Consider the following 21,496-nt stretch of genomic DNA (forward strand, 5'->3'; position numbering starts at 1 on the left):
CTATGATGCTTCGACTAGCAGTGCCCAACAAAGGGGCACTGGCCACGGCATCCAGTCAGCTGCTCGTCGATGCCGGCTACCGGGCGCAGCGAGAATCGGCGGAACTTGTCATCGCTGACGGCGAGAACGATGTGGAGTTTTTCTTTCTCCGGCCCCGTGACATCGCCGTCTACGTCGGGGCGGGGCACCTTGACATCGGCATCACCGGCCGCGATCTCCTCATCGACAGCGGCGTCGCCGCTGACGAGCTGCTGCCGCTCGGGTTCGGATTCTCGACCTTTCACTATGCCGCGCCACTGGGCACCTTGGATGATCTCGCAGGCCTGGCCGGGACGCGCATCGCCACGTCATTCCCCGGGCTGGTCGCGGCCGACCTGGCCGACCGTGGCATCGACGCCCGCATTGTCAAACTGGACGGCGCGGTGGAGACGGCTGTCCGGCTCGGAGTGGCCGATGTCGTCGCGGACGTGGTGGAGACCGGGCGTACGCTGCGTGCTCACGGGCTGGCTCTGGTGGGTGAGCCGGTGCTGCGTTCTGAAGCCGTCGTCTTCGTGAAGAAGGGCCTGGAGCTCGTCCCCGCCCACGAGCGCCTGTTGCGCCGGATCCAGGGTGTGCTGGTCGCTCGGCGTTATGTGATTATGGATTACGACGTCCCCAAGTCTTTGCTTGAAAAAGCATGTGGGATTACCCCGGGCTACGAATCGCCGACGATTTCACCGCTGCAACGCGAGGACTGGGTGGCCGTGCGAGCGATGGTGCCACACGCCGAGGTGAACCGAGTGATGGATGGCCTGTGGGAGATCGGCGCCCGAGGCATCATCGTCTCCTCGATCCGAGCCTGCCGCCTTTAGCGCGACCGGCAACAGGGGCGTGGATCAGCGAGCGGCTCATCCACGCCCAGGAGGCAGGGCAGGGACCGAAACAGCAGGGAAACGGCCCTGACAGGCCCGGCCTCTCTGCCCTGTCAGGGCCATCAGGGCTGTCAGGGTCGGCGTCGGACAGCCCGCGATGAGCCCTCACTCAGCGATGGCTGAGGATCAGTGACATCCCCTCACCACGGGTCGCGGTGTTCAGGAACTGGCCACGTACGGCTGAGGTGACCGTACGGGCTCCTGGTTTACGGACTCCGCGCATGGACATGCACAGATGTTCGGCCTCGACCACGACCATGACTCCACGGGGTGACAGCGCCCGCTCGAGCGCGTCGGCGATCTGGGTCGTCAGCCGTTCCTGCACCTGCGGACGGCGCGAGTACAGGTCGACGAGCCTCGCCAGCTTCGACAGCCCGGTGATCTGCCCGCTTTCGTTCGGGATGTAGGCGACATGCGCTTTGCCCGCGAACGCGACCAGATGATGTTCGCACAATGACGTGAAGTCGATGTCGCGAACCAGCACCATCTCTTCGTGACCTTCGTCGAAAACGGTGGTGAGCACCTCGGACGGGTCCCGCCCGAGGCCCTCGACCGCCTCCTGATAGGCCCGCGCGACCCGTTCGGGGGTTTTACGCAGGCCTTCTCGATCCGGGTCCTCCCCGATGCCGATCAGAAGCTCACGAACAGCGCGAGCCACCCGGTCGTGATCGAAGGGACGGATCAGCCGTGATTCCGGCTCCAGCCGCTGCCGCTCGGATACGCCGATCCCAGCTGCATCCACGGGAATGTCGACGGGAGCTGAAGATGTGTACCCGGTAGGTGCGAGACCGTAATCGGCCGTCAACGGCGTCCCCTGTCGTCGTTCGGCAGTGTCGGCGGTGCCCATGGATTGGAGATCTTCGGGGTGTTCGAAGCTGGCTCCGCGGGGGTCGCGCCACCGTCCGGGTTCTGCTCCGCCGTTCTGGCCGAGTCATCAGGGGGAACCTGAGCGGTCCCGGAGCCATTCCCACTGCTCGCCGACAGGCCGCCGCCGTTGCCGTGCGCGGCACCGTTGGTGCGGCTGCCCTGACCGGCTGTGGTGCTGGGGATCAGCTCCGTGACGCCGCCGGGTTTGGTCAGCCCCAGCTCGGCTGGGGTCATCACCGGCGGCCGGTCGGACGGGAGGCGCTTGCCGACACCCGTGTACGAACCGCGGCTGGGCCGCTTCTGGACCGTCGCGAAGATCTCCAGGACCTCGTCCTTGCCGAGCGTCTCGACATCCATCAGCCGCAGGACGAGATTGTCCAGCACGTCCCGGTACTGGACGAGGATCTCCCAGGCCTCGTCATGCGCCGTCTCGATCAGATGCCGAACCTCCGCGTCGATCTCCGCGGCGACCTGTTCGGAATAGTCGCGCTGGTGGCCCATGTCGCGCCCGAGGAACACCTCGTTGCTCTCGCCGCCGAACTTCAGCGCCCCCAGCTTGTCGCTCATGCCGAACTGGGTGACCATAGCGCGGGCGATCTTCGTTGCCTTCTCGATGTCGTCGCTGGCGCCCGTGGTCGGCTCGTGGAAGACAAGCTCCTCGGCGGTCCGTCCACCCAGGAACATCGCGAGCTCGTCCAGCATCTCCGATCGGGTGCGCAGGTAACGGTCCTCGAGCGGCAGCTGCATGGTGTAACCGAGCGCCCGGCCGCGGGGCAGAATCGTAACCTTGTGGACGGGATCGCTGTTCGGCAGGGCATGCCCGACAAGGGCGTGTCCGCCCTCGTGGTAGGCGATCCGCTTCTTCTCCTTGTCGCTCATGACCCGGTTCTTGCGTTCCGGCCCGGCCATCACCCGGTCGATCGACTCCTCCAACAGGGCGGGGGAGATGAGCTTCTGATCGGACCGCGCTGTGAGCAACGCGGCCTCGTTGAGCACGTTCGCGAGGTCCGCGCCGGTGAACCCCGGGGTGCGGCGCGCGATGATGAGCATGTCGACATCGGGTTCCATCGGCTTGCCCTTGGCGTGCACCTTCAGGATCGCCTCGCGGCCGAGGAGGTCGGGGCGGTCGACAACGATCTGCCGGTCGAACCGTCCCGGCCGTAGCAACGCCGGGTCCAGGATGTCGGGCCGGTTCGTCGCCGCGATGAGAATGACGCCGCCCTTGACGTCGAACCCGTCCATCTCGACCAGCAACTGGTTGAGGGTCTGTTCGCGTTCGTCGTGGCCACCGCCGAGCCCGGCGCCGCGGTGGCGTCCCACCGCGTCGATCTCGTCCACGAAAATGATCGCTGGCGCGTTGGTCTTGGCCTGCTCGAACAGGTCCCGTACCCGGCTTGCGCCGACACCCACGAACATCTCGACGAAGTCCGAGCCGGAGATCGAGTAGAAGGGCACCCCGGCCTCACCCGCGACCGCTCGGGCCAGCAGGGTTTTGCCTGTTCCAGGCGGCCCGTACAGCAGCACACCTTTGGGGATCTTGGCTCCCATGGCCTGGAACTTGCCAGGGTTCTCCAGGAACTCCTTTATCTCCTGGAGTTCCTCGATCGCCTCGTCGGCACCCGCGACATCAGCGAAGGTCGTTTTCGGCGTGTCCTTGCTGACGAGCTTGGCCTTGGACTTGCCGAAGTTCATGACCCGGTTGCCGCCGCCCTGCATCTGGTTCATGAAGAAGAACAGCAGGAGAACAACGAGCAGTACCGGGAGCAGGTTCAGCAGCAGCGACAGGAAGATGTTGCCCTGTTCGACCTTGACCTCGTAGGCGATCCGCTGGCTGTGCAGTTCGCCGGCGAGCCCGACCGCCTGGTCGGTGACGTAGGACGACTCGTACTTCGAGCCGTCCTTTGTCTTGATCTGAATGCGTTGTTTGGAGTCCTGGATTGTGGCGCTGGCAACCTGGCCCGATTCGATCTGTTGCTGGATGTAGTTCAGGTCACGCTTGGAGTACTCGCTTGACCCCGACAACACCCCGGTCGTGAGAATGATCACAAACAGGGCCAGGAGCAGCAGAGGCACCCAGCTGCGGAAGATTCTTCTTGGAGTCATCTGCCTGGAGCGCTGGACACGCGCGCTCCACCCTCCTGACGTGTGTGCCGCCCTCGTTCGGGATTCCCTTGTGCCGAGGGTACCGCCGGTACGCGCGCCCTACCGCGCGTACATCCGAGCAACGGGCAACGGAAGCGTCCCGTTCCACCGCGGTGCCCTGAATGGGCGATTCGTTGAACAGGCCGGTGGCTGACGGAGTACGTGGCGCTCAGTAGGGCCTCCCAGTGCGCGGTAGCCTAGGTCTCTCGACTCGGCCGGCCGCATCCCGGTTGACGCTGGCGGTCTGCCGGGTCCTTGCGTCACCGGGCACCGCGCTCGATCGCCTCCTGGGTCAGCGTCCCGACATATGGCAGGGTGCGGTAGCTCTCGGCGTAGTCGAGGCCATAGCCAACCACGAAGGCGCTCGGGATGTCGAAGCCGACATAGCGGACGTCGATGTCAACGGCCAGCGCCTCCGGCTTGCGCAGCAGCGCGAGTACCTCCACGGACGCGGGTCCTCGCGAGCGCAGGTAGCGCAGCAGCCACGACAGGGTCAGGCCCGAGTCGATGATGTCCTCGACGACCAGGACGTCCTTGCCCTCGATGGGCTGATCCAGGTCTTTGAGGATGCGCACCACACCAGAGGACGATGTCGCCGAGCCGTACGACGACACGGCCATGAACTCCATGGTCAGCGGTATCGTCAGGAGCCGGGACAGGTCCGCCATCACCATCACGGCACCCTTGAGGACACCGACGAGCAGCACCTCGCGGCCGGCGTAGTCGGCATCGACCAGCGCCGCCAGCTCCCTGAGCTTGCTGGCGATCTCGCTGGTGCTGACAAGGATCTCGTCGATGTCCGGGTGCGGGCTGGCCGGCGGCCGATCCCCGGTTCCGGTTCCGTCCGGTCCGGCTCGGTGGGGCACCGTGTGCGCATTGGTGATCACCTGAGTCTCCCTGGTGTTTCCATGCGGCTCGCCGCCGTCTGCGGCGTGCGCGGTGGGGATGCCTGGCCAGGTCCGCGGCCTGGCAGTCGCAGGCACCGGTTGACGGCATCGGTCGCCCTGGCCCGCGGCATCGGATCCGGATGTCCGGGCGGCCGGCGCCTGGAACGCCGACGTCTCGGAGCCGGCCGCCTGTGACACCGAGATCCTGCTGTTCGTGCGTGTGGCGATGACGCCTGAGGGCAGTGGGACCGGCTTCTGCCCGCGCCATCTCGTCACCAGCTCGTCCATGGCCCGGATGTGATCAGCCCGTAGCCCGGCCGGTGCGCTTCCCAGCGCGAGCGCCGCTCGCCGCATCACCCGGCCCCGCAGCGCGGCGCTGAGGGCCGCGAGACCGGCGAGGTCCAGATCAATGCGGACCGGTGCGCTGGAGGGCAGGACCAGCTGGTCGTAGACAACCGCCGTGTCGGCGTCGAGCGCCTCGCTGTCCGCCCGCAACAGGTCGGCGGTGCGGGCCAGAGCCTCGGCGATACCCGGGCCGAGGGCATCCTCCAGCATGGGCAGCACACGGTGGCGAACCCGGGCGCGGGCGAAGGCCTCGTCCGCGTTGGTCGGGTCGTCCCACGGGGTGAGGCCGTCGGCAAGGCAGGCGCTTCGCGTCGCCGACCGGCGGATTTCCAGCAGCGGACGCCGGAACAGCCCGTCCGAGTGCGGCATACCAGCCAGCGTCCGTGCGCCGGAGCCGCGGGCCAGCCGCAGCAGCACCGTCTCGGCCTGGTCATCGAGGGTATGGCCGAGCAGCACGGCGCTCGCCCCCAGGCGTTCGGCCGCGCGGGTCAGCGCCGACCTGCGGGCGTCGCGGGCGGCTCCCTCCGAGCGCCGGGAGTGCGCCGTCAGGACCTCGACGGGGTCGAGCCCGAGCTCCCGCCCCTGCGCGGCCACCGTGTCCGCCCGCGCCGCGGAGCCCTCGTACCAGCCGTGGTCGACGGTGAGAAGCCCGCCGCGCAGCGCTCGGCGAGGTGCGAGGAAGGCGAGCGCGGCGGCCAGCGCAAGCGAGTCCGGCCCACCGGAGCAGGCCGCCAGCACCAGGCTTCCCGGCGGAAGGCCGGCGATCGACCGGCGGACAGCGACCCGGACCTCGGCCACGCTCCCGCATCCCCGCATGGCGGCTACTCCCGCGTGGCGTTCATGCGCGGGTACGACCGGCGGCATGACGCGAGACCTGGAAAAGGCGCACCTTATGCCGATATGGACGGGCGCGAGCCCAGGACACGTTGCATCCACGCGCCTGGATCGACCAGCTCCGAGCGGGTCGGCAACGTCTCGGGAGATTGCCAGACCAGGTTGAACGCGGCCACCCCCGCCTCGGCGACGACAGCCCGGACAAAGGCGCCACCCTGCCGGTACTGCAGGAGCTTGAGATCCAGCCCGAGGAGGCGCCGGACAAAGCGGTCGATCGGTGAGCCGCCACCGCGGCGGTTGTCGAAGCGGGACCGGATTTCGGCCACGGTCGGTACGACCTTGGGGCCGACCGCGTCCATGACCTGGTCGGCGTGTCCCTCCAACAGGGTCATCAGCGCCTGCAGGCGATCCAGGACCTGTCGTTGGGCGGGGGTCTGGAGCGCTTCGACGATGCTTGGCGCGTTCGGCCCACGGTCGAGGACAGCGCCACGCAGCGCGGAGACGGCTGAGCGCACCCGTTCAGCGAGGACCTCCGGGTCGATATCGGTCGCCTCGATGAAGGAGGCGATCTCGTTCTCCAGATGCTCCCGTAGCCAGGGGACCGCGGTGAACTGGATGCGATGGGTCTGTTCGTGCAGACAGACCCACAGCCGGAAGTCGCGTGGGTTGACCGCCAGCGCCTGCTCGGCATGGGCGATGTTCGGCGCGACCAGACTCAGACGTCCCACCGCGGGGAGGAGCGATGGGGCTGTGGCGGAGTCATCCCGGGCGGGATGCCGCTCGGGTGCCGGGCCCGCCGCCGGGACCGTGACCGCGCTTCCGGCCGCGTCGGCTCCCCCGGCCGCGTCATTCTCGCCGGGAGGGAGAAAGACCTCATACTGCCCAAGAACCTTACCGGCGAGGTAGGCCAGCGCGGTGCCGAGCTGAACCCCGGTGACCCTGCGCCCGACGGCGGTGGACAGCTTGTTCCGGTCGCGGTCGGCAAGCTTGTCGAGCAGCGGGACGCTCACCACCCGCAGGCCCGCGACATTCGACCGGACCCATTCCGGCCGGTCCACCACGGCGATCGGGGTGGCCGGACCGGCCGGTTCCAGCCGGGTGTATGCCTGGACATGGTCTTCCGCCTCGACAGCCAGCCGTCGCAGCTCCGCAACCACCGTGTCCGCTTCGGAGCGGGCCAGGGGCGGGCCGGGCCGGACAAGCCGGCGCGCTGTCGCTACCGCGAGATCCCAGTCGACTAGCTCGGCGTCCACATCCGCCAGCCTATGTCCCCTCCCCCACCGATGACAGGCATTGTCGCCGGCGCGTGCCTGTCATCGTGTGCCGTGGCCGGCCGCGAGCGGCCATCCCCGCCTCCGCCGCGGCGTGCGCGTCCGCCTCAGCATCCGCATGACGCGAGCGCGACAGCCACCCGGTCGAGGGCGTCGCGGGTGGCTCCGGCCTCCTCGACCGGGGCGAAGAAACCGAACAGCAGGAGCCGGCCGTTGACGTCCACGACCTGGCCGGTGAGGCTTGTCACGATCCGTAGGCTGCCCGTCTTCGCCCGTACGGCGCCGGCGCCGGCGCGGGCGTCGGCCGAGTCGTAGCGGTCGTTGAGCGTCCCGGAGAAACCGGCCACCGGGAGTCCGGTGAGCAGGGTCCGCAGCGCTGGATGCCCGGGTAGGACGGCTGTCCGCAACAGCGCCACCAGCGTCGCCGGGGGGATCCGGTTGGCCGTTGACAGCCCGCTCGTGTCCGCCAGGTAGGTCCCGGCCGTCGGCACGCCCAGTTCGCGCAGGACGTCGAGTACCGCGCTGACCGCGCCGGCGAACGAAGCCGGCAGGCCACGGGCGTGGGCCACCAGCCGTCCCAGGCTTTCGGCGAGGTCGTTGTCGGAGTAGGTGAGCATGCGCTCGACCAGCAACGGGATCGGCGGACTGTGGACCGTGGCAATCTGCCGTGCGCTGACCTGGCCGGCGCTGGCCGCGTCGATGGCGCCGGCAGCGGGCAGGACGCCGATCTCGGTCGAGTTGACCTGCACCCCGTAGCGCCGTAGCGCCGCCGCGAAGGCGTTTGCCGCGGCCATGGCCGGAGTGGTCGTGCGCGGGCCGGTCGCGCCCGCGGCGGCGCGGCCGCCGTCCACTTCGAGCGCGGAGACCGGCGTGACGTTGCCATCGGTGACATAGCTGTCGCGCCATCCCTCGCCGGTGGGCGGTCCGGTGAACAGGGCCTGGTCGGCGACAAGGTGGTCGACCTGGGTGATGCCGGTGTTACGTACCTGCGTGGCCAGGTCCGCCAGGCGGGCGAAGGCGGGGTAGCCCGCCGGCCCGGTCGCGGCGGTGAGCGTCGGATCGCCCCCGCCGACCAGCCACAGCGTCCCGCCGCTGGCCGCGCTGGTGGCAGTACTGGCCGCAGCACCGGCCGCAGTACTGGCCGCGGCGGCGGGCGGGCTGTAGAAGACCCGGGTCGTAAGCGTCTCCCGCGGGCCGAAGGTGGTCAGCGCTGCCGCGGCCACCACGGTTTTCAGGGTGGACGCCGGCGCCGTCGGCACGTCGGAACGGCGGTCCAGCAGTACGGCCCCGGTCAGCGCATCTACCACGAGCCCCGCCGGGTTGCCCAGCGCGGGATTCGCCAGCGGGCCGGCAAGCCGGGCGTCCAGCGCGGCCGGATCGGCGGTCCGGGCCGCCGGGTCGAGCGAGGCGAGGGGAACCGCCGCTGGTCGGGAGGCGGTGGTGGTAACGCCCGGTTGCTGTACCGGGGCGACGGACAGCTGGCCGGCAAGCAGCGCCCCGGCGATGGCGGTGAGCCCGCTGACCCGGCCCGGCGTCGCAGGGGTCACGTGCGCGAGACTACGTCGGGTGAATCCGAGTCGCGCCATCGGCGTGGGGAATATCCCGAACAGACCCCATGGCCGGTCGGCGCCGGGAACTCCACCGATGGGCAGCCCCATCCGTGGACGCGCGATCATACATGATCCTCTTAACGCCGTCCTGGGCGACGGTCATGAGTGCCGACACTGGTAACAAGTACAGAACACGCGGGCGCTCCGGACGGGACGCGCCCATCGACATGACAGGGGACGGTGTGGACCTCGAGTTCGATGTGACCATCGAGATCCCGAAGGGGCAACGCAACAAGTACGAGATGGATCATCATACCGGACGTATCCGGCTAGACCGGATGCTGTTCACGTCCACTCATTATCCCTCGGACTACGGGTTCATCGAGGGTACGCTGGGCCGGGATGGTGATCCTCTGGACGCGCTCGTCCTGCTGGAGGAGCCGACCTTCCCGGGCTGCCTGGTGCGCTGCCGCACGATCGGCATGTTCCAGATGAGCGACGAGAAGGGCCCGGACGACAAGGTGCTGTGCGTGCCGGTCGCGGACGTCCGGCAGGAGCACCTGCGTGACATCAGGCACCTTCCCGAGTTCGACCGGCTGGAGATCCAGCACTTCTTCGAGGTCTACAAGGACCTGGAGCCAGGCAAGTCGGTCGAGGGCGCGTCCTGGGTCGGCCGGACCGAAGCGGAACGGGAGATTCTTGCCTCGATCCTGCGCGAGAAGGAGTCCGGCGCCTTTGTGGAGCCGCATGACGGTGACTTCAGGCCCGATGTTGCGGCTGACGATGACTCCGTGCGGGAGGTGAAGTCCGCGTGATGCGCGCCTGACGCGATCAGGACGCAGCCGTGGCAGCCGTTGAGTGCGGTCGTGGTGGGCGATCTTTGATGGTTGATCGCCACGACCGTGATCAGCGGCTATTAGAAGATCACAAAATGATAAGTAGCTCTCCGTAATCAGAGGTTTTTCCGTAGTGGCCCGACCGGCACGCTGGGGCCCTAGGCGGCCGACGTCGTCCCACCTGTTCTGTGAGTGAGCGGGCGCAGAGCGCGTTTGAGATCGTCATTCCGGCTCGCCGCGTCCAGGCGGCCCCTGGCCGCGTTGTCGGCCACACCGATACAACTCATCCGGTATCGCTTCGGCCTTCCGCCTTGCCAGGGGGCGCCTGGACGCGGCTCACTGATCGAAAGCCCGATCTCAAACACGCTCTCACGCTGGGCGCGCTCGTTCCCGCGCTTCCCGCCGCGAGCCGTCCCGGGAATTCTCGTCCCCAAACATCCTCCCACGGCGAGGGCTGGTCGCCGTCTTGTCCCGGCGTGGGTATGTCGGGCACCAGACAGCCGCGTCGCGCGGAATACCGGCAAGGCGGCAAGGCAGCTCCTCTGTCGACGCTGCGGGTGCCGTTGACCTGCGAAGGAAGGCGTCCCGGGAAAACATGTGCCTCGCCGGCCAGCGGCCGGCGGCCGGGAACGATACGACGGGGATACGCACAACTGCGTATGGCACCACCGGCCCGTTGTTGGTGTTCTGTATCCCAACGTCTTCCGGCCCGGCTGGTAAGCGGTGGGGAACATCGCAGCTAATCATCCGGGCCAGTCTGAAAGGGGCCGCCATGCCTATCGCGCCAGTACCGCTCGTACCCGCGCCCAGGGTCCCCATTCCCACCAGCCGACCGGAGGGCGGGGGTGATTTCGGGGCGCAGGTCAACAGCAATCAGACAGACGCGCTATGGGATTTCTTTCGCGGGAATCTCGATGAGCTGCGGCGGAGCGGTCTATACCGCGACTTCGTTCCCTGTTCGCATATTACTGCCGAGCGCGGATATGCGATGCACGGTGGGCGGAAGGTGCAGATCTGGTGCAGTAACGACTATCTGGGCCTGAGTCAGCATCCTGCGGTCGTGCAGGCGCAGGTTGCCTCCACCCGGGAGCACGGCACCGGCAGCGGCGGGTCGAGAAACATCGCGGGCAGCAGTGCGGCGCACGTCGAGCTGGAAAGCAGGCTCGCCGCCTGGCATGGCAAAGAGCGTGCGCTGATCTTCTCGAGCGGCTACGTGGCGAATTTCGAGACGCTGAGCACGCTGATTGCCGCGGTGCCGGGCATTGTTGTCTTCTCCGACGCGAACAACCACCGTTCGTTGATCGAGGGGATCAGCCGCTCCGGCGCGCGGAAGCACGTCTTCCCGCACAACGATCTCGACGCGCTCGAGAAGATGCTCGCCGGATACGGCCGCGATCATCCCAAGTTGATTGTTTTCGAGTCCGTGTACTCCATGGACGGTGACCTCTCGCCCGTCTCCGCGATCTGCGATCTTGCGGAGCGGTACGGTGCGATTACGTTTCTGGACGAGACCCACGCGATCGGGATCAAGGGAGACACCGGCGCTGGTCTGTGCCAGGAGCTGGGCGAGCGCCGGCCGACATTCATCCAGGGTGTGTTCGGTAAGGCGATCGGCACCGTCGGTGGGTACGTCGCCGGACCGGACAGCGCACTCGACTATGTCCGCTCCCACGCGCCGGGGCTCATCTTCACCACCGCATTGCCCCAGGCGATTCTGGACGCGACGCTCAAAGGCCTGGAACTCATCCAGCAAGGGGCTGATCTCAGAAAAAGCCTGCTGGATAATGTGCGGTACCTGAAGAACGCACTGCGTGTTGCGGGTATCGAGTTCATCGACGCGGACAGTCATCTTGTACCGGTCATGGTGCGTGGGGAAGAACGCGTGCGGCGGGTATCGCAACGGCTGCTCGATGACCACGGAATCTACCTCACCCCGGTGAACTTCCCCTCTGTTCCCAGGGGGGCGGAGCGTTTCCGGGTCACGGTCGCTCCATATCGGACGGCGGAGCAGATCAATCATTTTGTCACCGCGTTGCAACATACCCTGGCTGACAGCTAGCAGCTAGCAGCCAGCGGAGGAGGAATCATGCGGATCAGCGACATCACACCGTTCATCGGCGCCGAACTCGCCGACACCACCTATGCGGAGCTCAGCCAACCGGATGTGTTCGCCGAGCTTGTCAGGGTGCTGCGGGAGCGTGAGCTTGTTGTGGTCAGAGGCCTGGAGCTGACGCCGCGGCAGCAGATAAACCTGGCTTCGTGCCTCGGCAGACCGGTGCCCTTCGTCATCGAGAAATACCGGCACCCGGAGTTCATTGAAATCATGATTTCCTCGAACGAGGTCAAGAACAACAAACCGGTCGGGGTGGCCCGGGTGGGCAATTTCTGGCACCAGGACTCGTCTTTCATCGCGAACCCAGCGCCGTACACGATGCTGCATGGTGTGACTGTCCCGTCGACCAGCGGCCACACCCTGCTTGCCAACGCGGCGGATGTCTACGACCGCATGCCGCGGGAGTGGCAGGAGAAAATCGAAGGACGTAGCGGGCTGGCCTCGGTCGCCAAACGTCTGCGGATCCGACCGGAGCACGTCGGTCTGTCCGTCGCCGAGTTCCGGGCGCTCGCCGACATCGAGCACCCGAAAGTGGAGCACCCACTGGTGAAAGTGGACCCGTTCACCAAGCGCAGGTACCTCTACGGTTCGCCGGAGTACCTGGATTCGGTCATCGGTTTCGACGCCAACGAGAACGAGGCGTTCTTCGCAGTGATCAACTCGTTGCTGCGGGATGAGGAGTACGTCTACACCCACCGCTGGACGCGGAACGATCTCGTTATCTGGAAGACCGCGACGACGTACCACGCGGCGACCGAGGTCGAGCCAGGCGTGGCTCGGACGGTGCACCGGATCAGTATCGAATCAGCAGATTGATGGGTGGCATCGTCGACTTCGAGATCCGGCTGGCGCGGTCTCGGATGAGTGTGCACGACATGTCCGCGGCGTCTGGGGTCAGTGTTGCCGATATTCGGGAGATTACGCACTGCGAAGAGATTCCTACGCTTGGGAACAACGAGCAGGCGTGGCAGCTCGCGGTCGAGGCGGCCAGGGCGGTGATGCATCGCACGCCGGCCCCGCTGGCGGAGATCCGACAAGTGATCTTTGCCGGTTCCGGCGAGTGGGACGTCTCGTTCTGGTCCCCAGCGGCCAAAGTCGCCAGTGTGCTCGGGATCGACCGGGCGCACTGCTTTGAGGTGGCGAACTTCTGCAACGCCGGGATGACCGCGATCCAGATCGCTCTCGACAAGATCGCGACGCGGGGCTCCGGGCGCAGTCTGGTTCTCATCGGCGACCGGTTGAGCAGGATGGTCGACTACGGCGACATGAGTTCGAAGGAGCTGTTCAACTTCGGTGACGCCGCGGCCGCGGTGCTGCTGTCCGGTGACGGGTTTCTGTTCGAAGTGCGCCACTCGGCGATGCGTACCGATCCGGGCTGGTCTGACTACTATTTCGCTGAATACCAGCGGGATCGCCTGACCATTCGCCGGAGCGAATACCGTCCGGGCCTCGCGGCAGCCTACGTGGAGAACTTCACGTCGTTGATAGACGAGACACTGGATGCGATCCACCTGCGGAAGAACGACGTCGCCCACTTCCTCATCAATCACGGCGACCGGAGAATGCACGAACAGTTGCTGCGGGCTGTCGGCATACCGGAATCCAGGAGCGCGTTCAACTACGACCGGCTGGGGCACATGGGCGGCGCGGACACCCTGATAGCCCTGCGTGACCTTCAGCTGGCCGGTGCGCTGCGAGGAGGTGACCTGATCCTGCTGGCAACGAGCGCCATGGGTTTCAGCTGGGGTATCACAGCATTGGAGTATCTCGGATGAAGGTGCTGATTATCCACCAGGTTCCCTACCGGAAGATCGATTATTGTCATGGAATAGATCATGACCGTCATGACGTGACCTATATCGGATATCCGCAGCGGATGGCGGATCTGCCCGCGGATCTCCGGTGCGCTCGCATCGAACTTGCCACCGATGATGATCTCGTCCTGGGAATCGTCTCCCGGGTCTCTCGCGCGGACGGTTTCGAGCATGTCCTGGCACTGTCGGAGTTCGGGATACTGGAGGCGTGCCACGTGCGTCGGCAGCTGGGCCTGGACGGTCCGTCAAAGGAACAGCTGGAACTGGTACGCGACAAGGTAAGAATGAAGGAGGCGGTGGCCGGAGCGGGTGTGCGGCATCCGCGTTTCGCGGCGGCTCCGTCGCCGGACGGTACGCTGCCCTGGTCGGGGAGGACCGTGCTCAAACCTCGCCAGGGCGCGTCCAGTGAAGGCGTGCGCATCCACGCCACAGCTGCGGAGGCCGTCGCCGCCTACCGCGAGCTGGCCAACTGTGACGACTTCCAGCTCGAGGAGTACATCGAAGGCGACATTCTGTTCGCCGACGGTCTGGTAGACGGCGGAAAATTAATCAGTTTCGCCGTCAGTAAGTACATCAACACGCCTCTTGACTTTATCGATGGGAAACCGCTCGGGGCTTTTCACGTCCCGGCCGGTGAACAGTACCGTGAGTTCGTGCTGAGCGTGCTGGCGGCGCTTGACGTCCAGGCGGGCTGCATTCATCTTGAGTTCTTCCGGACGCCGTTGGGGGAGCCCGTCTTCCTTGAGATTGCCAACCGGGTCGGCGGGGCCGGCGTCGTGGACGCTTACCTACGTCACACGGGTATACATCTGCCATCGTACGAGATTGCGATCCGTATGGGCACGACGTTGCCGGCGCCCGACCCGCCGAGCGGCAAATATCACGCCTGGCTGGTGTTTCCCGGCCATCACCTGCCCGCTGGCTCCATGGTGTCTCCCGTGATCCCAGCACACCTGCGGGAACATCCCTGTGTGGACCGGCTGCACATGCTCGGGCCTGCGGACCCTCTTCCCGACCGCGTGACCTACCAGGAATGGCTGGTGCCGCTGTTCATCGAGGCGTCGCACCGTGACCCCGGCGTGCTTGCGGATTTCCTGCGCGAATGTGCCTGCTCCATCACGGTCGGGACAAAGGTGAAGCTGTCATGAGGTACTACCCCACCGACCTCATTCTGGCTGTCGAGCTGGTCGAACGGGAAATTTCGGCCGAACCTGGCTCACGCGCGGCCCGGTTGCTGGCGGACGCGGGTTTACCCGGTCTGCGTGGCTTGTTCGACAGCGCGGGGCTGGCCGAAGGACTCGACGAGCTTTTCGGCGGCCTGAGCCAGTACCCGTGGCAGCCGTTGATCGACACCAACGACGTCTACGAGTTCTCGCCGATCGGCACACTGGTTCTGGATGATCGCGACGCGCGCGACACGCTGCGCGGCCTGCTCCTTGGATGGGCGACCGGCAACGAGATCGTTATCCGCACCCACCGCCAGCCGTTCTGGCATGAACTCATGGATCTCCTGCGGCAGCAGGGATTGCCGTTGCCTGCTGGTCGGGCTGTTGACGCGCACGCGCACGTCCCTGACGGTCACCTCGTCGAGGTGCCTGCCGTGGTGACCGTCCCGCCGAACACCACCGCGGCTGCCGCCGCGGGCCCGGACACGAACGCCGTACGCGTCCGGCTGGACCCGGAGCTGGCCGGGGACCGCGCAGCTGCCACCGGGGCCATCTTCACGCTCGACTGCCGAGCCGCATGGGTCCACCGACTGTTTCACCGCGACTACCTGATGGGTACCCGCCTGTCCGCGGCACGCAGCCGCGACACCGACGAGGAGACCGGCCGGCTCGGTGCCAAGCTGCGCTACCTCGTTCAGCGGGCGCGGCGGACGCCCTACTACCGCGATCTTCCCCCGGTCCGGGGCCTCGAGGATCTGCCGCTGTTGCCGATTATGGATAAGGCTGATCTGGAACAATATTCGCTGCCCTTCAGCCGTGCGCTGTGCAGCGGCGCGCCACCCACGGGGGAGGTCCTGCGCAGCGGCGGCTCGAGCGGGGCGCCACGTTACGTCGTCTATTCCCGTACCGACTGGCACAACATGGTGCGGGAAGCGATTCCGCTCTTCTACGAGCTCGGCCTGGACAAAGGCGACCGATTGATCAACATGCTGTACGGCGGAAAGCTGTACGGTGGTATGACCACCACGGTTGCGGAGCTGTCGCGCATGCCGCTGGAGTGCTACACGACGGCTCAGCTGGCATCCGTTGACGACATTCTGATGCTGTGCGCGAGTTTCCAGGCCAATGCCGTTCTCGCGCAGCCCGCGATGCTCCTTCCGCTGCTGCGGGACGCCAAGGCCTGCCAGCCGGATCTCAAGATCGAAAAAGTGATCTACGGTGGCACACCCATGGCCCAGTCCGATCGGGCCTGGCTTCGGGAGCAACTGGGCACCCATGTTATCTCCAGTATCCTTGCGGCCAACGATGGCGCCCAGCTGGGCTACCAGTGCGGTGAGCTGAGCGGGACGCTGCACCATATCTGCGCGGACTACAATTTCATCGAAGTAGTTGATCAGGATGGTAACCCGGTACCGGTGGGCGAATACGGTGACCTCCTGATCACCAGTATGCAGAAGTTCGAAGGCCCGCTGATCCGCTACCGGATCGGCGACTGCGGCCGGATTTTCCAGCACGACTGCGGCTGTGGCGTGTCGGGCCAGGTACTCGAGTACACCGGCCGCTCCGACGGGCAGATCGAGATGATGGCCAGGCGGGTGCTGTACAGCGACGTGCTCACCGCGCTCGACGTTTTCGGCGTGTCGCGGCTCCAGCTGGAGATCACCTCTCTGGCGGGTAAAGAGACCGTGATCGTCCGTACCGAGTCGCCGACGGCGTTGGCTGCCCGGGAAATAAAGGACTTTCTTGCCGAGAAATTTCCGGCACTTGCTGAACGTCATGACGTCGATGCCGATCTCGACATGTTCGAACTCGTCGTGGAATGCCTTCCTGAGGGCCGGCTGCCCCGTGACGCCGTGAGCGGGAAAATCAAGACTGTCATCGACCGGCGGCTGCGGTGACCAGCACCCGACGAGCCCAGTTCCGGCTAATCATGAAAGAGAGCCGTACGCATGGCTGATCGTGTGACGGAGTTGTTCAACAACGAGCTGGCCGGCGTGGGCTCCACGCTGCTGAGTATTGATCTCAACGGGGCGCGGTTCTCGAACCTGGCCGCCCTCGGCTACGACTACCTGGCGCGGCCGATGTTCGTCGGGAAAACGGAGATGGACAGGTTCATCGACGACACCAATCGTGCCGCCGACCTGATCTTCTCGTTGCCGGAACGTCTTTTCCACGGCGATTTCGACCGGTTTCATGACGCGCTGCGGCTCAGCCCCGCGCGGGCCAGGCTCATGCGCCGGATCGGTGTGGTGAAACCACCCCGCTTTGGCCGTATCGACGCCTACCACGACGGTGCCAGTCTCAAGATCCTTGAATTCAACGTGGGTAGTGACTGCGGCGGGCAGGACTGGGTCGGCGCGGTTCCGCGTGCCCTGCTCGACATCGCCGCGTTCCGCTCGTTCGCCGAACAGCATGAGCTCACCTATATCGACACCGGCGGCCTGGTCGCCGAACTGCTGCGCCAGGCGGGCTCCACCGTCACGGGCGGCCGAGATCCAGTCGTGGCCATGGTGGGGGAACCGGGGGACCTCGCCGTCGGGCCAGGCCCTTGGCAGCCCTTCCAGACGCTCCTGCGGGACGCCGGCCTCGAGACCCATTTCTGCGGGATCACCGATCTGCGGCTGCGCAACGGCCGGGTGCTGTTCGGCGACATCCCGGTCGATCTGCTCTACCGGCTCTTCGTAGCTGATCATATCGTTGATGACCCGGCGGCCGTTGAGATCACCGAGCAGGTCATGACGGCGCACGCCGAGGGGCGGGTGGTGTTCTGGACGTCGTTGGAGACCGAGGCTTTCCGGAACAAGAGCTGCATGGCCTTCCTGTCCGACCCCCGGCTGCGGACGTGGCTCCGCGACGACGAGCGGCAGCTGATCGATCGTCTCCTGCCGTGGACACGCTCCTTGCTCGGCGAGGCGGCACTGGAGGACCGCGAACTGGTGGAGCGCTGCCGTGACAGCCGGGAAAACCTGATCCTCAAGCCGAACGGGCTCTACGGCGGGCGTGGGATCACGGCCGGCTGGGAGGTGGACGACGACGAGTGGTGGCAAGTGGTGCAGGCCGGGGCGGCGGCCGGCGCGGTCCTGCAGGAGAGGGTGCTTCCGCGCCGAGAGCCCGTGGTCAATCCCGCGACCGGGCAGGTCGAATCCTGGGAGGCCTGCTGGGGGCTGTACTACACACCAGACGGCGGATATGCCGGTGGCGGCTGCCGGTTTCTGCCCTTCGGGAAGGCCACGATCAGCGACGTGGCACCGGCCGGGAGGCCGCCAGGGAGCAGCATCTTCGAGTCCAGCCGTGCGGGCATCTTCCTGTACCCGGACGGATCGGATGCTGGCGGATCGGATGCCGGCAGCCGCGGCGCGGCCAGGGCGAGCTCGTGGTGACCGACACCAGCACGGGGAGCAGGACAAAGAACGGCACGGGTGTGCGGCGCCGGGAGCTCGGACACGACTTCGGACTGCTGTCGTCGGCCTACGCGATGCAGACCCTCGGCGAGGGTGTCCTGGTCAGTGCTTTGCCGTTGACGGCAAGCAGGCTCACCAGCGACCCGAAGCTGATTTCCTGGGTTCTGCTGGCGTGGGAACTGCCCTGGCTGTTGCTCGCGCTGCCCGGCGGCCTGATCGTGGACAGGTCCAACCGGCGGTGGTTGATGATCGGCGCCCAATCCGCGCAGCTGCTGCTGCTCGTCCTTCTGGCGACAGCCACGACGCTCGACGTCACGCGCATGTGGATGCTCTATGCCCTCGCTTTCGGGCTGGGCTCCGGCGACATCATCTTCATGGGCGCCAGCCGCGCGCTCATCCCGGATATCGTGCGGAACAAGGACCTGGAAGCCGCTAACGGCCGGAACATGACGGCCGAGACGCTGGGGCGGAACTTCCTCGGACCACCCCTGGGCTCCGCGTTGTTTGTCTTTTTCCTGCCATTGCCGTTCTGGCTGAACGCCGTGACCTATCTCGGCTCGATCGCGCTGATCGCCCGAATCCGCTATCGTACGCCCCAGCCGGCGCCAGCTCTCGCGGCCGGGGAGCGGCCCGAAACACCTGAGCGGCGTGGCCTGCTGGCCGAGCTTACCGCGGGCCTGCGGTGGCTGGGGCGCCACCCGGTGCTTCGAATCGTCGTGCTGCTGGCCGCCGTCAGCAATTTCTGTGTCCTCATGGGGCAGTCCGTTCTGGTGCTCTTCGCCAAGGACGTGCTCAACATAGGGGACAGCGGTTACGGGCTCCTGGTTGCCGCGATGGCCGTCGGAGGCGTTGTCGGCGGTCTGTTCAGCCGCCGGATCGTGAACGGATTCGGTGCCCGCGCGGTCGCCGTCACCGTGTCGATGGCCAGCGCCCTGAGCCTGCTGGCCATCGGCTGTTTCGGCAGGCAGCCGGTCGTGGTCGCGGCAATTTTCTGCGTGTGGTCGACCGGCCTTGCGCTGTGGAACGTGATGGCCCAGTCGCTCAGCCAGCGGCTGATTCCCGCTGATCTGAGAGGCCGGGTGAACTCGGCCAGCCGGATGATTTGTTTCGGCGCGCTTCCCCTGGGCGCTCTCGCCGGTGGTTTCGCCGCGGACGGTTTCGGGCTGTCCGCGCCCTGGGTCATTGGTGGCGTGATCAATCTTGTGGTGGTCATATTCACGATACCGACCCTGCTGCGGTGGCCGGCAACGAACGGTGACCACCAGAAAGCCCCGGCGGCCGCCGGGGAGACGACTTCGAAAAAATGATCGTCCGGATATCGGTGGGGAGATTCCCGGCCGGGCCGCCGAAGCCGTCGGCGGCTTGAGAGCGTGTTTGAGATCGGGCTTTCGATCAGTGAGCCGCGTCCAGGTGCCCCCTGGCAAGGCGGAAGGCCGAAGCGATACCGGATGAGTTGTATCGGTGTGGCCGACAACGCGGCCAGGGGGCGCCTGGACGCGGTGAGCCGGAATGACGATCTCAAACGCGCTCTGAGGAACTCCAGCGGAAACTAAGGAGGAACCATGCAGGTTCGCGGACCGGCCCTGGCCGCCGCCATCTCACTCGCGCTCGCTGTCGGGCTGGTGGGCTGCGGTGCTGGCAGGAGTACCGACAAGGATGGCGATCGCGGCAAGAATACCACCGCCAGCATCAACCGGGTGGTCAGTATCGGTATCGGTGAGCCGAAGCACGGCCTGGTGCCTTCGGACACCGGGGAGACGCAGGGCTTACTCGTGCTCTCAGCGCTGTTCGTCCCGTTGGTGAAGGCCGACAAGGAGGGCAGGCTACAAGAGGTCGCCGCCGAGTCCGTCACGACCAGGGACAACAGGGTCTGGACCATCAGGATCAAAGACGGATACACCTTCCACAACGGGGAGCGGGTGACCGCGGACAGCTACATCGAGGCGTGGCACCGGGCGGCGTACAAACCCAATGCCCAGGACACCAGTTACCTGTTCGCCAAGATTGATGGTTTTGCCGACGTCAACCCCGGCTCGGAAAGCGCGGTGCCGGTCACGGATCGGCTGAAGGGCCTTAAGAAGATCGACGACCGCACGTTTCAGGTCACCCTGTCCGCTCCGTATGTCAACTTCAGAGCAATGTTGATCAATCTGGCCTTCGCGCCGTTGCCGACGGCCGCCTTTGAGGGCAGTGGCTTCAACAAGGCCTTCGGAGAGGCACCCATCGGAGATGGCCCGTTCAGGATGAAGGGTGTCTGGCAGCATGACAGGTCCGTCGAAGTCGCGCGTTATGATGCCTTTCCGGGGGAGAAACCCAAGGTTAACGGCGTCCTTTTCAGGATCTATCCGACTCTCGACGCACAGTATGACGACCTGCTCGCGGACAAGGTTGATATGGCCCCGGTGCTCCCACTCGGGAAATTGGCCGAGGCCAGGCGGGTTCTGGGCGAGCGGTTCCAGCTGAGCCCGCGGGCGGGGATCGGTTCTCTCGGTTTCCCGAGTTTCGATCCGAAGTACGCGGACCCGGCGGTGCGCCAGGCCATCTCGATGGCGATCAACCGTGAGAGTATCGTCGAGACCGTCTTTGACGGCACTCGCGTGGCGGCACATTCGTTCCTCCAGCCGGGCATTCCGGGTTATCGTGAGAACACCTGCGGTGAGGCGTGTCAGTTCAATCCGGCCAAGGCGCGGGAACTCCTGCGGCAGAGCGGCTTCGCTGGCCCGGTGGAGATCACCTACAACGTCGACGGCGGTTCCAGGGACTGGGTCGATGCCGTCTGCGGCCAGCTCAAGGAGAATCTGGGTGTCGACTGCGTCGAGAAGGCTGAGGCGAAGTACAGCGACTTGCTCACCAAGCTCAAAGCCAGGACCCTTGGGCTCGGTGTGTTCCGCAGCGCCTGGACGTACGACTACCCAGCGCCGGAGAGCATCCTCAGCCCGCTTTACACCTGCAGCAGCCCGTCGAACTTCTACGGATACTGCAACCGGGATGTCGACAGCCTGATTTCCGCGGGCGATCTGGCCGGTAGCCCGGATACGGCGGTCAAATTCTACCAGCAGGCCGAGGACATCATTGCGAAGGAGCTGCCGACTGTGCCGCTGTGGTATCTGCGACATGTCTACGGCTATACGAACAAGGTCAGGAACATCGAGGTCAACGACCTGGGTATGGTCGATTTCGGCAGAATCGAAGTCGTCTGACAGAACATCATCGGTGGGTACCCCGGCGAGGGCGGCCAGCCGAGCCGGCACGGGAAGCCGTGTATCGGGCCGGTACGCCGCCATCGGCCCACCGTCGTCCGGAGCTGATGATCATTTGTTGCGAGAGGCGCGCCAGATCCTGGCTTGCCGCCCGGAAAC

Annotated in this window: 15 protein-coding genes; 10 read left to right on the forward strand and 5 right to left on the reverse strand. The window is 66.1% G+C overall.

Annotation, left to right across the window (positions count from 1 at the left end; genetic code table 11):
* Window positions 1-5: 5 nt before the first annotated feature.
* Entirely contained in the window at window positions 6-851 is an 846-nt protein-coding gene (gene hisG / locus MJ797_RS08300) for an ATP phosphoribosyltransferase (RefSeq protein ID WP_239333414.1), read from the forward strand.
* Window positions 852-1,020: 169 nt separating this feature from the next.
* On the opposite strand, the gene folE is transcribed toward hisG, so the two are convergent.
* The 5 genes from folE to dacB all read right to left on the reverse strand — a co-directional run bounded on the left by folE (window position 1,021) and on the right by dacB (window position 8,843).
* The gene (gene folE, locus MJ797_RS08305; protein ID WP_374581743.1) at window positions 1,021-1,758 is read right to left on the reverse strand and encodes a GTP cyclohydrolase I FolE; all 738 of its coding nucleotides are present in this window, start codon (window positions 1,756-1,758) and stop codon (window positions 1,021-1,023) included.
* Window positions 1,713-3,881 carry an ATP-dependent zinc metalloprotease FtsH gene (gene ftsH / locus MJ797_RS08310; RefSeq protein ID WP_239333416.1) on the reverse strand — a complete coding sequence of 723 codons (2,169 nt, stop codon included), beginning with the start codon at window positions 3,879-3,881 and terminating at the stop codon, window positions 1,713-1,715. Before ftsH ends, folE begins: the two co-directional genes overlap by 46 nt.
* Before the next feature lie 299 nt (window positions 3,882-4,180).
* Window positions 4,181-5,968, reverse strand: a complete 1,788-nt coding sequence (gene hpt / locus MJ797_RS08315) for a hypoxanthine phosphoribosyltransferase (protein ID WP_239333488.1) — start codon at window positions 5,966-5,968, stop codon at window positions 4,181-4,183.
* Window positions 5,969-6,042: 74 nt separating this feature from the next.
* Window positions 6,043-7,239: a zinc-dependent metalloprotease gene (locus MJ797_RS08320; protein ID WP_239333417.1), complete on the reverse strand. Its 1,197-nt coding sequence runs from the start codon at window positions 7,237-7,239 to the stop codon at window positions 6,043-6,045.
* Between the two features lie 125 nt (window positions 7,240-7,364).
* Window positions 7,365-8,843 carry a D-alanyl-D-alanine carboxypeptidase/D-alanyl-D-alanine-endopeptidase gene (gene dacB, locus MJ797_RS08325; RefSeq protein ID WP_374581760.1) on the reverse strand — a complete coding sequence of 493 codons (1,479 nt, stop codon included), beginning with the start codon at window positions 8,841-8,843 and terminating at the stop codon, window positions 7,365-7,367.
* A 206-nt stretch (window positions 8,844-9,049) separates the two neighbouring features.
* On the opposite strand from dacB, the gene MJ797_RS08330 reads away from it, so the two are divergent.
* The 9 genes from MJ797_RS08330 (at window position 9,050) to MJ797_RS08370 (ending at window position 21,337) form a co-directional block, all read left to right on the forward strand.
* Window positions 9,050-9,622, forward strand: coding sequence for an inorganic diphosphatase (locus MJ797_RS08330; protein WP_305039693.1), 573 nt, complete (start codon window positions 9,050-9,052; stop codon window positions 9,620-9,622).
* 793 nt (window positions 9,623-10,415) lie between these two features.
* Window positions 10,416-11,702: a 5-aminolevulinate synthase gene (gene hemA / locus MJ797_RS08335; protein ID WP_239333419.1), complete on the forward strand. Its 1,287-nt coding sequence runs from the start codon at window positions 10,416-10,418 to the stop codon at window positions 11,700-11,702.
* Window positions 11,703-11,729: 27 nt separating this feature from the next.
* Window positions 11,730-12,572, forward strand: a complete 843-nt coding sequence (locus tag MJ797_RS08340; protein ID WP_239333420.1) for a TauD/TfdA family dioxygenase — start codon at window positions 11,730-11,732, stop codon at window positions 12,570-12,572.
* Window positions 12,572-13,531, forward strand: a complete 960-nt coding sequence (locus tag MJ797_RS08345; RefSeq protein WP_239333421.1) for a 3-oxoacyl-ACP synthase III family protein — start codon at window positions 12,572-12,574, stop codon at window positions 13,529-13,531. The genes MJ797_RS08340 and MJ797_RS08345 overlap by 1 nt, the downstream gene beginning before the upstream one ends.
* Entirely contained in the window at window positions 13,528-14,718 is a 1,191-nt protein-coding gene (locus MJ797_RS08350; protein WP_239333422.1) for an acetyl-CoA carboxylase biotin carboxylase subunit family protein, read from the forward strand. The genes MJ797_RS08345 and MJ797_RS08350 overlap by 4 nt, the downstream gene beginning before the upstream one ends.
* On the forward strand, window positions 14,715-16,634 hold the full coding sequence (locus tag MJ797_RS08355; protein ID WP_239333424.1) for a phenylacetate--CoA ligase family protein: 1,920 nt from the start codon (window positions 14,715-14,717) through the stop codon (window positions 16,632-16,634). Before MJ797_RS08350 ends, MJ797_RS08355 begins: the two co-directional genes overlap by 4 nt.
* A gap of 51 nt (window positions 16,635-16,685) precedes the next feature.
* Window positions 16,686-18,116: a hypothetical protein gene (locus MJ797_RS08360; RefSeq protein ID WP_239333426.1), complete on the forward strand. Its 1,431-nt coding sequence runs from the start codon at window positions 16,686-16,688 to the stop codon at window positions 18,114-18,116.
* On the forward strand, window positions 18,113-19,444 hold the full coding sequence (locus tag MJ797_RS08365) for an MFS transporter (RefSeq protein ID WP_239333428.1): 1,332 nt from the start codon (window positions 18,113-18,115) through the stop codon (window positions 19,442-19,444). The genes MJ797_RS08360 and MJ797_RS08365 overlap by 4 nt, the downstream gene beginning before the upstream one ends.
* A gap of 255 nt (window positions 19,445-19,699) precedes the next feature.
* Window positions 19,700-21,337 (forward strand): ABC transporter substrate-binding protein, encoded by a 1,638-nt coding sequence (locus MJ797_RS08370; RefSeq protein ID WP_239333430.1) that lies wholly within the window; start codon window positions 19,700-19,702, stop codon window positions 21,335-21,337.
* Window positions 21,338-21,496: the final 159 nt, after the last annotated feature.

The sequence above is a fragment of the Protofrankia sp. CiP3 genome, from assembly GCF_917627345.1.
Lineage (GTDB): Bacteria > Actinomycetota > Actinomycetes > Frankiales > Frankiaceae > Protofrankia.

Bases quoted from the DNA above. Each gene is read 5' to 3' on its own strand.
- hisG (WP_239333414.1), top strand. From the start codon at position 6: ATGCTTCGACTAGCAGTGCCCAACAAAGGGGCACTGGCCACGGCATCC.
- folE (WP_374581743.1), bottom strand. From the start codon at position 1,758: ATGGGCACCGCCGACACTGCCGAACGACGACAGGGGACGCCGTTGACG.
- ftsH (WP_239333416.1), bottom strand. From the start codon at position 3,881: ATGACTCCAAGAAGAATCTTCCGCAGCTGGGTGCCTCTGCTGCTCCTG.
- hpt (WP_239333488.1), bottom strand. From the start codon at position 5,968: ATGCGGGGATGCGGGAGCGTGGCCGAGGTCCGGGTCGCTGTCCGCCGG.
- dacB (WP_374581760.1), bottom strand. From the start codon at position 8,843: ATGGCGCGACTCGGATTCACCCGACGTAGTCTCGCGCACGTGACCCCT.
- hemA (WP_239333419.1), top strand. From the start codon at position 10,416: ATGCCTATCGCGCCAGTACCGCTCGTACCCGCGCCCAGGGTCCCCATT.
- MJ797_RS08340 (WP_239333420.1), top strand. From the start codon at position 11,730: ATGCGGATCAGCGACATCACACCGTTCATCGGCGCCGAACTCGCCGAC.
- MJ797_RS08345 (WP_239333421.1), top strand. From the start codon at position 12,572: ATGGGTGGCATCGTCGACTTCGAGATCCGGCTGGCGCGGTCTCGGATG.
- MJ797_RS08350 (WP_239333422.1), top strand. From the start codon at position 13,528: ATGAAGGTGCTGATTATCCACCAGGTTCCCTACCGGAAGATCGATTAT.
- MJ797_RS08355 (WP_239333424.1), top strand. From the start codon at position 14,715: ATGAGGTACTACCCCACCGACCTCATTCTGGCTGTCGAGCTGGTCGAA.
- MJ797_RS08360 (WP_239333426.1), top strand. From the start codon at position 16,686: ATGGCTGATCGTGTGACGGAGTTGTTCAACAACGAGCTGGCCGGCGTG.
- MJ797_RS08370 (WP_239333430.1), top strand. From the start codon at position 19,700: ATGCAGGTTCGCGGACCGGCCCTGGCCGCCGCCATCTCACTCGCGCTC.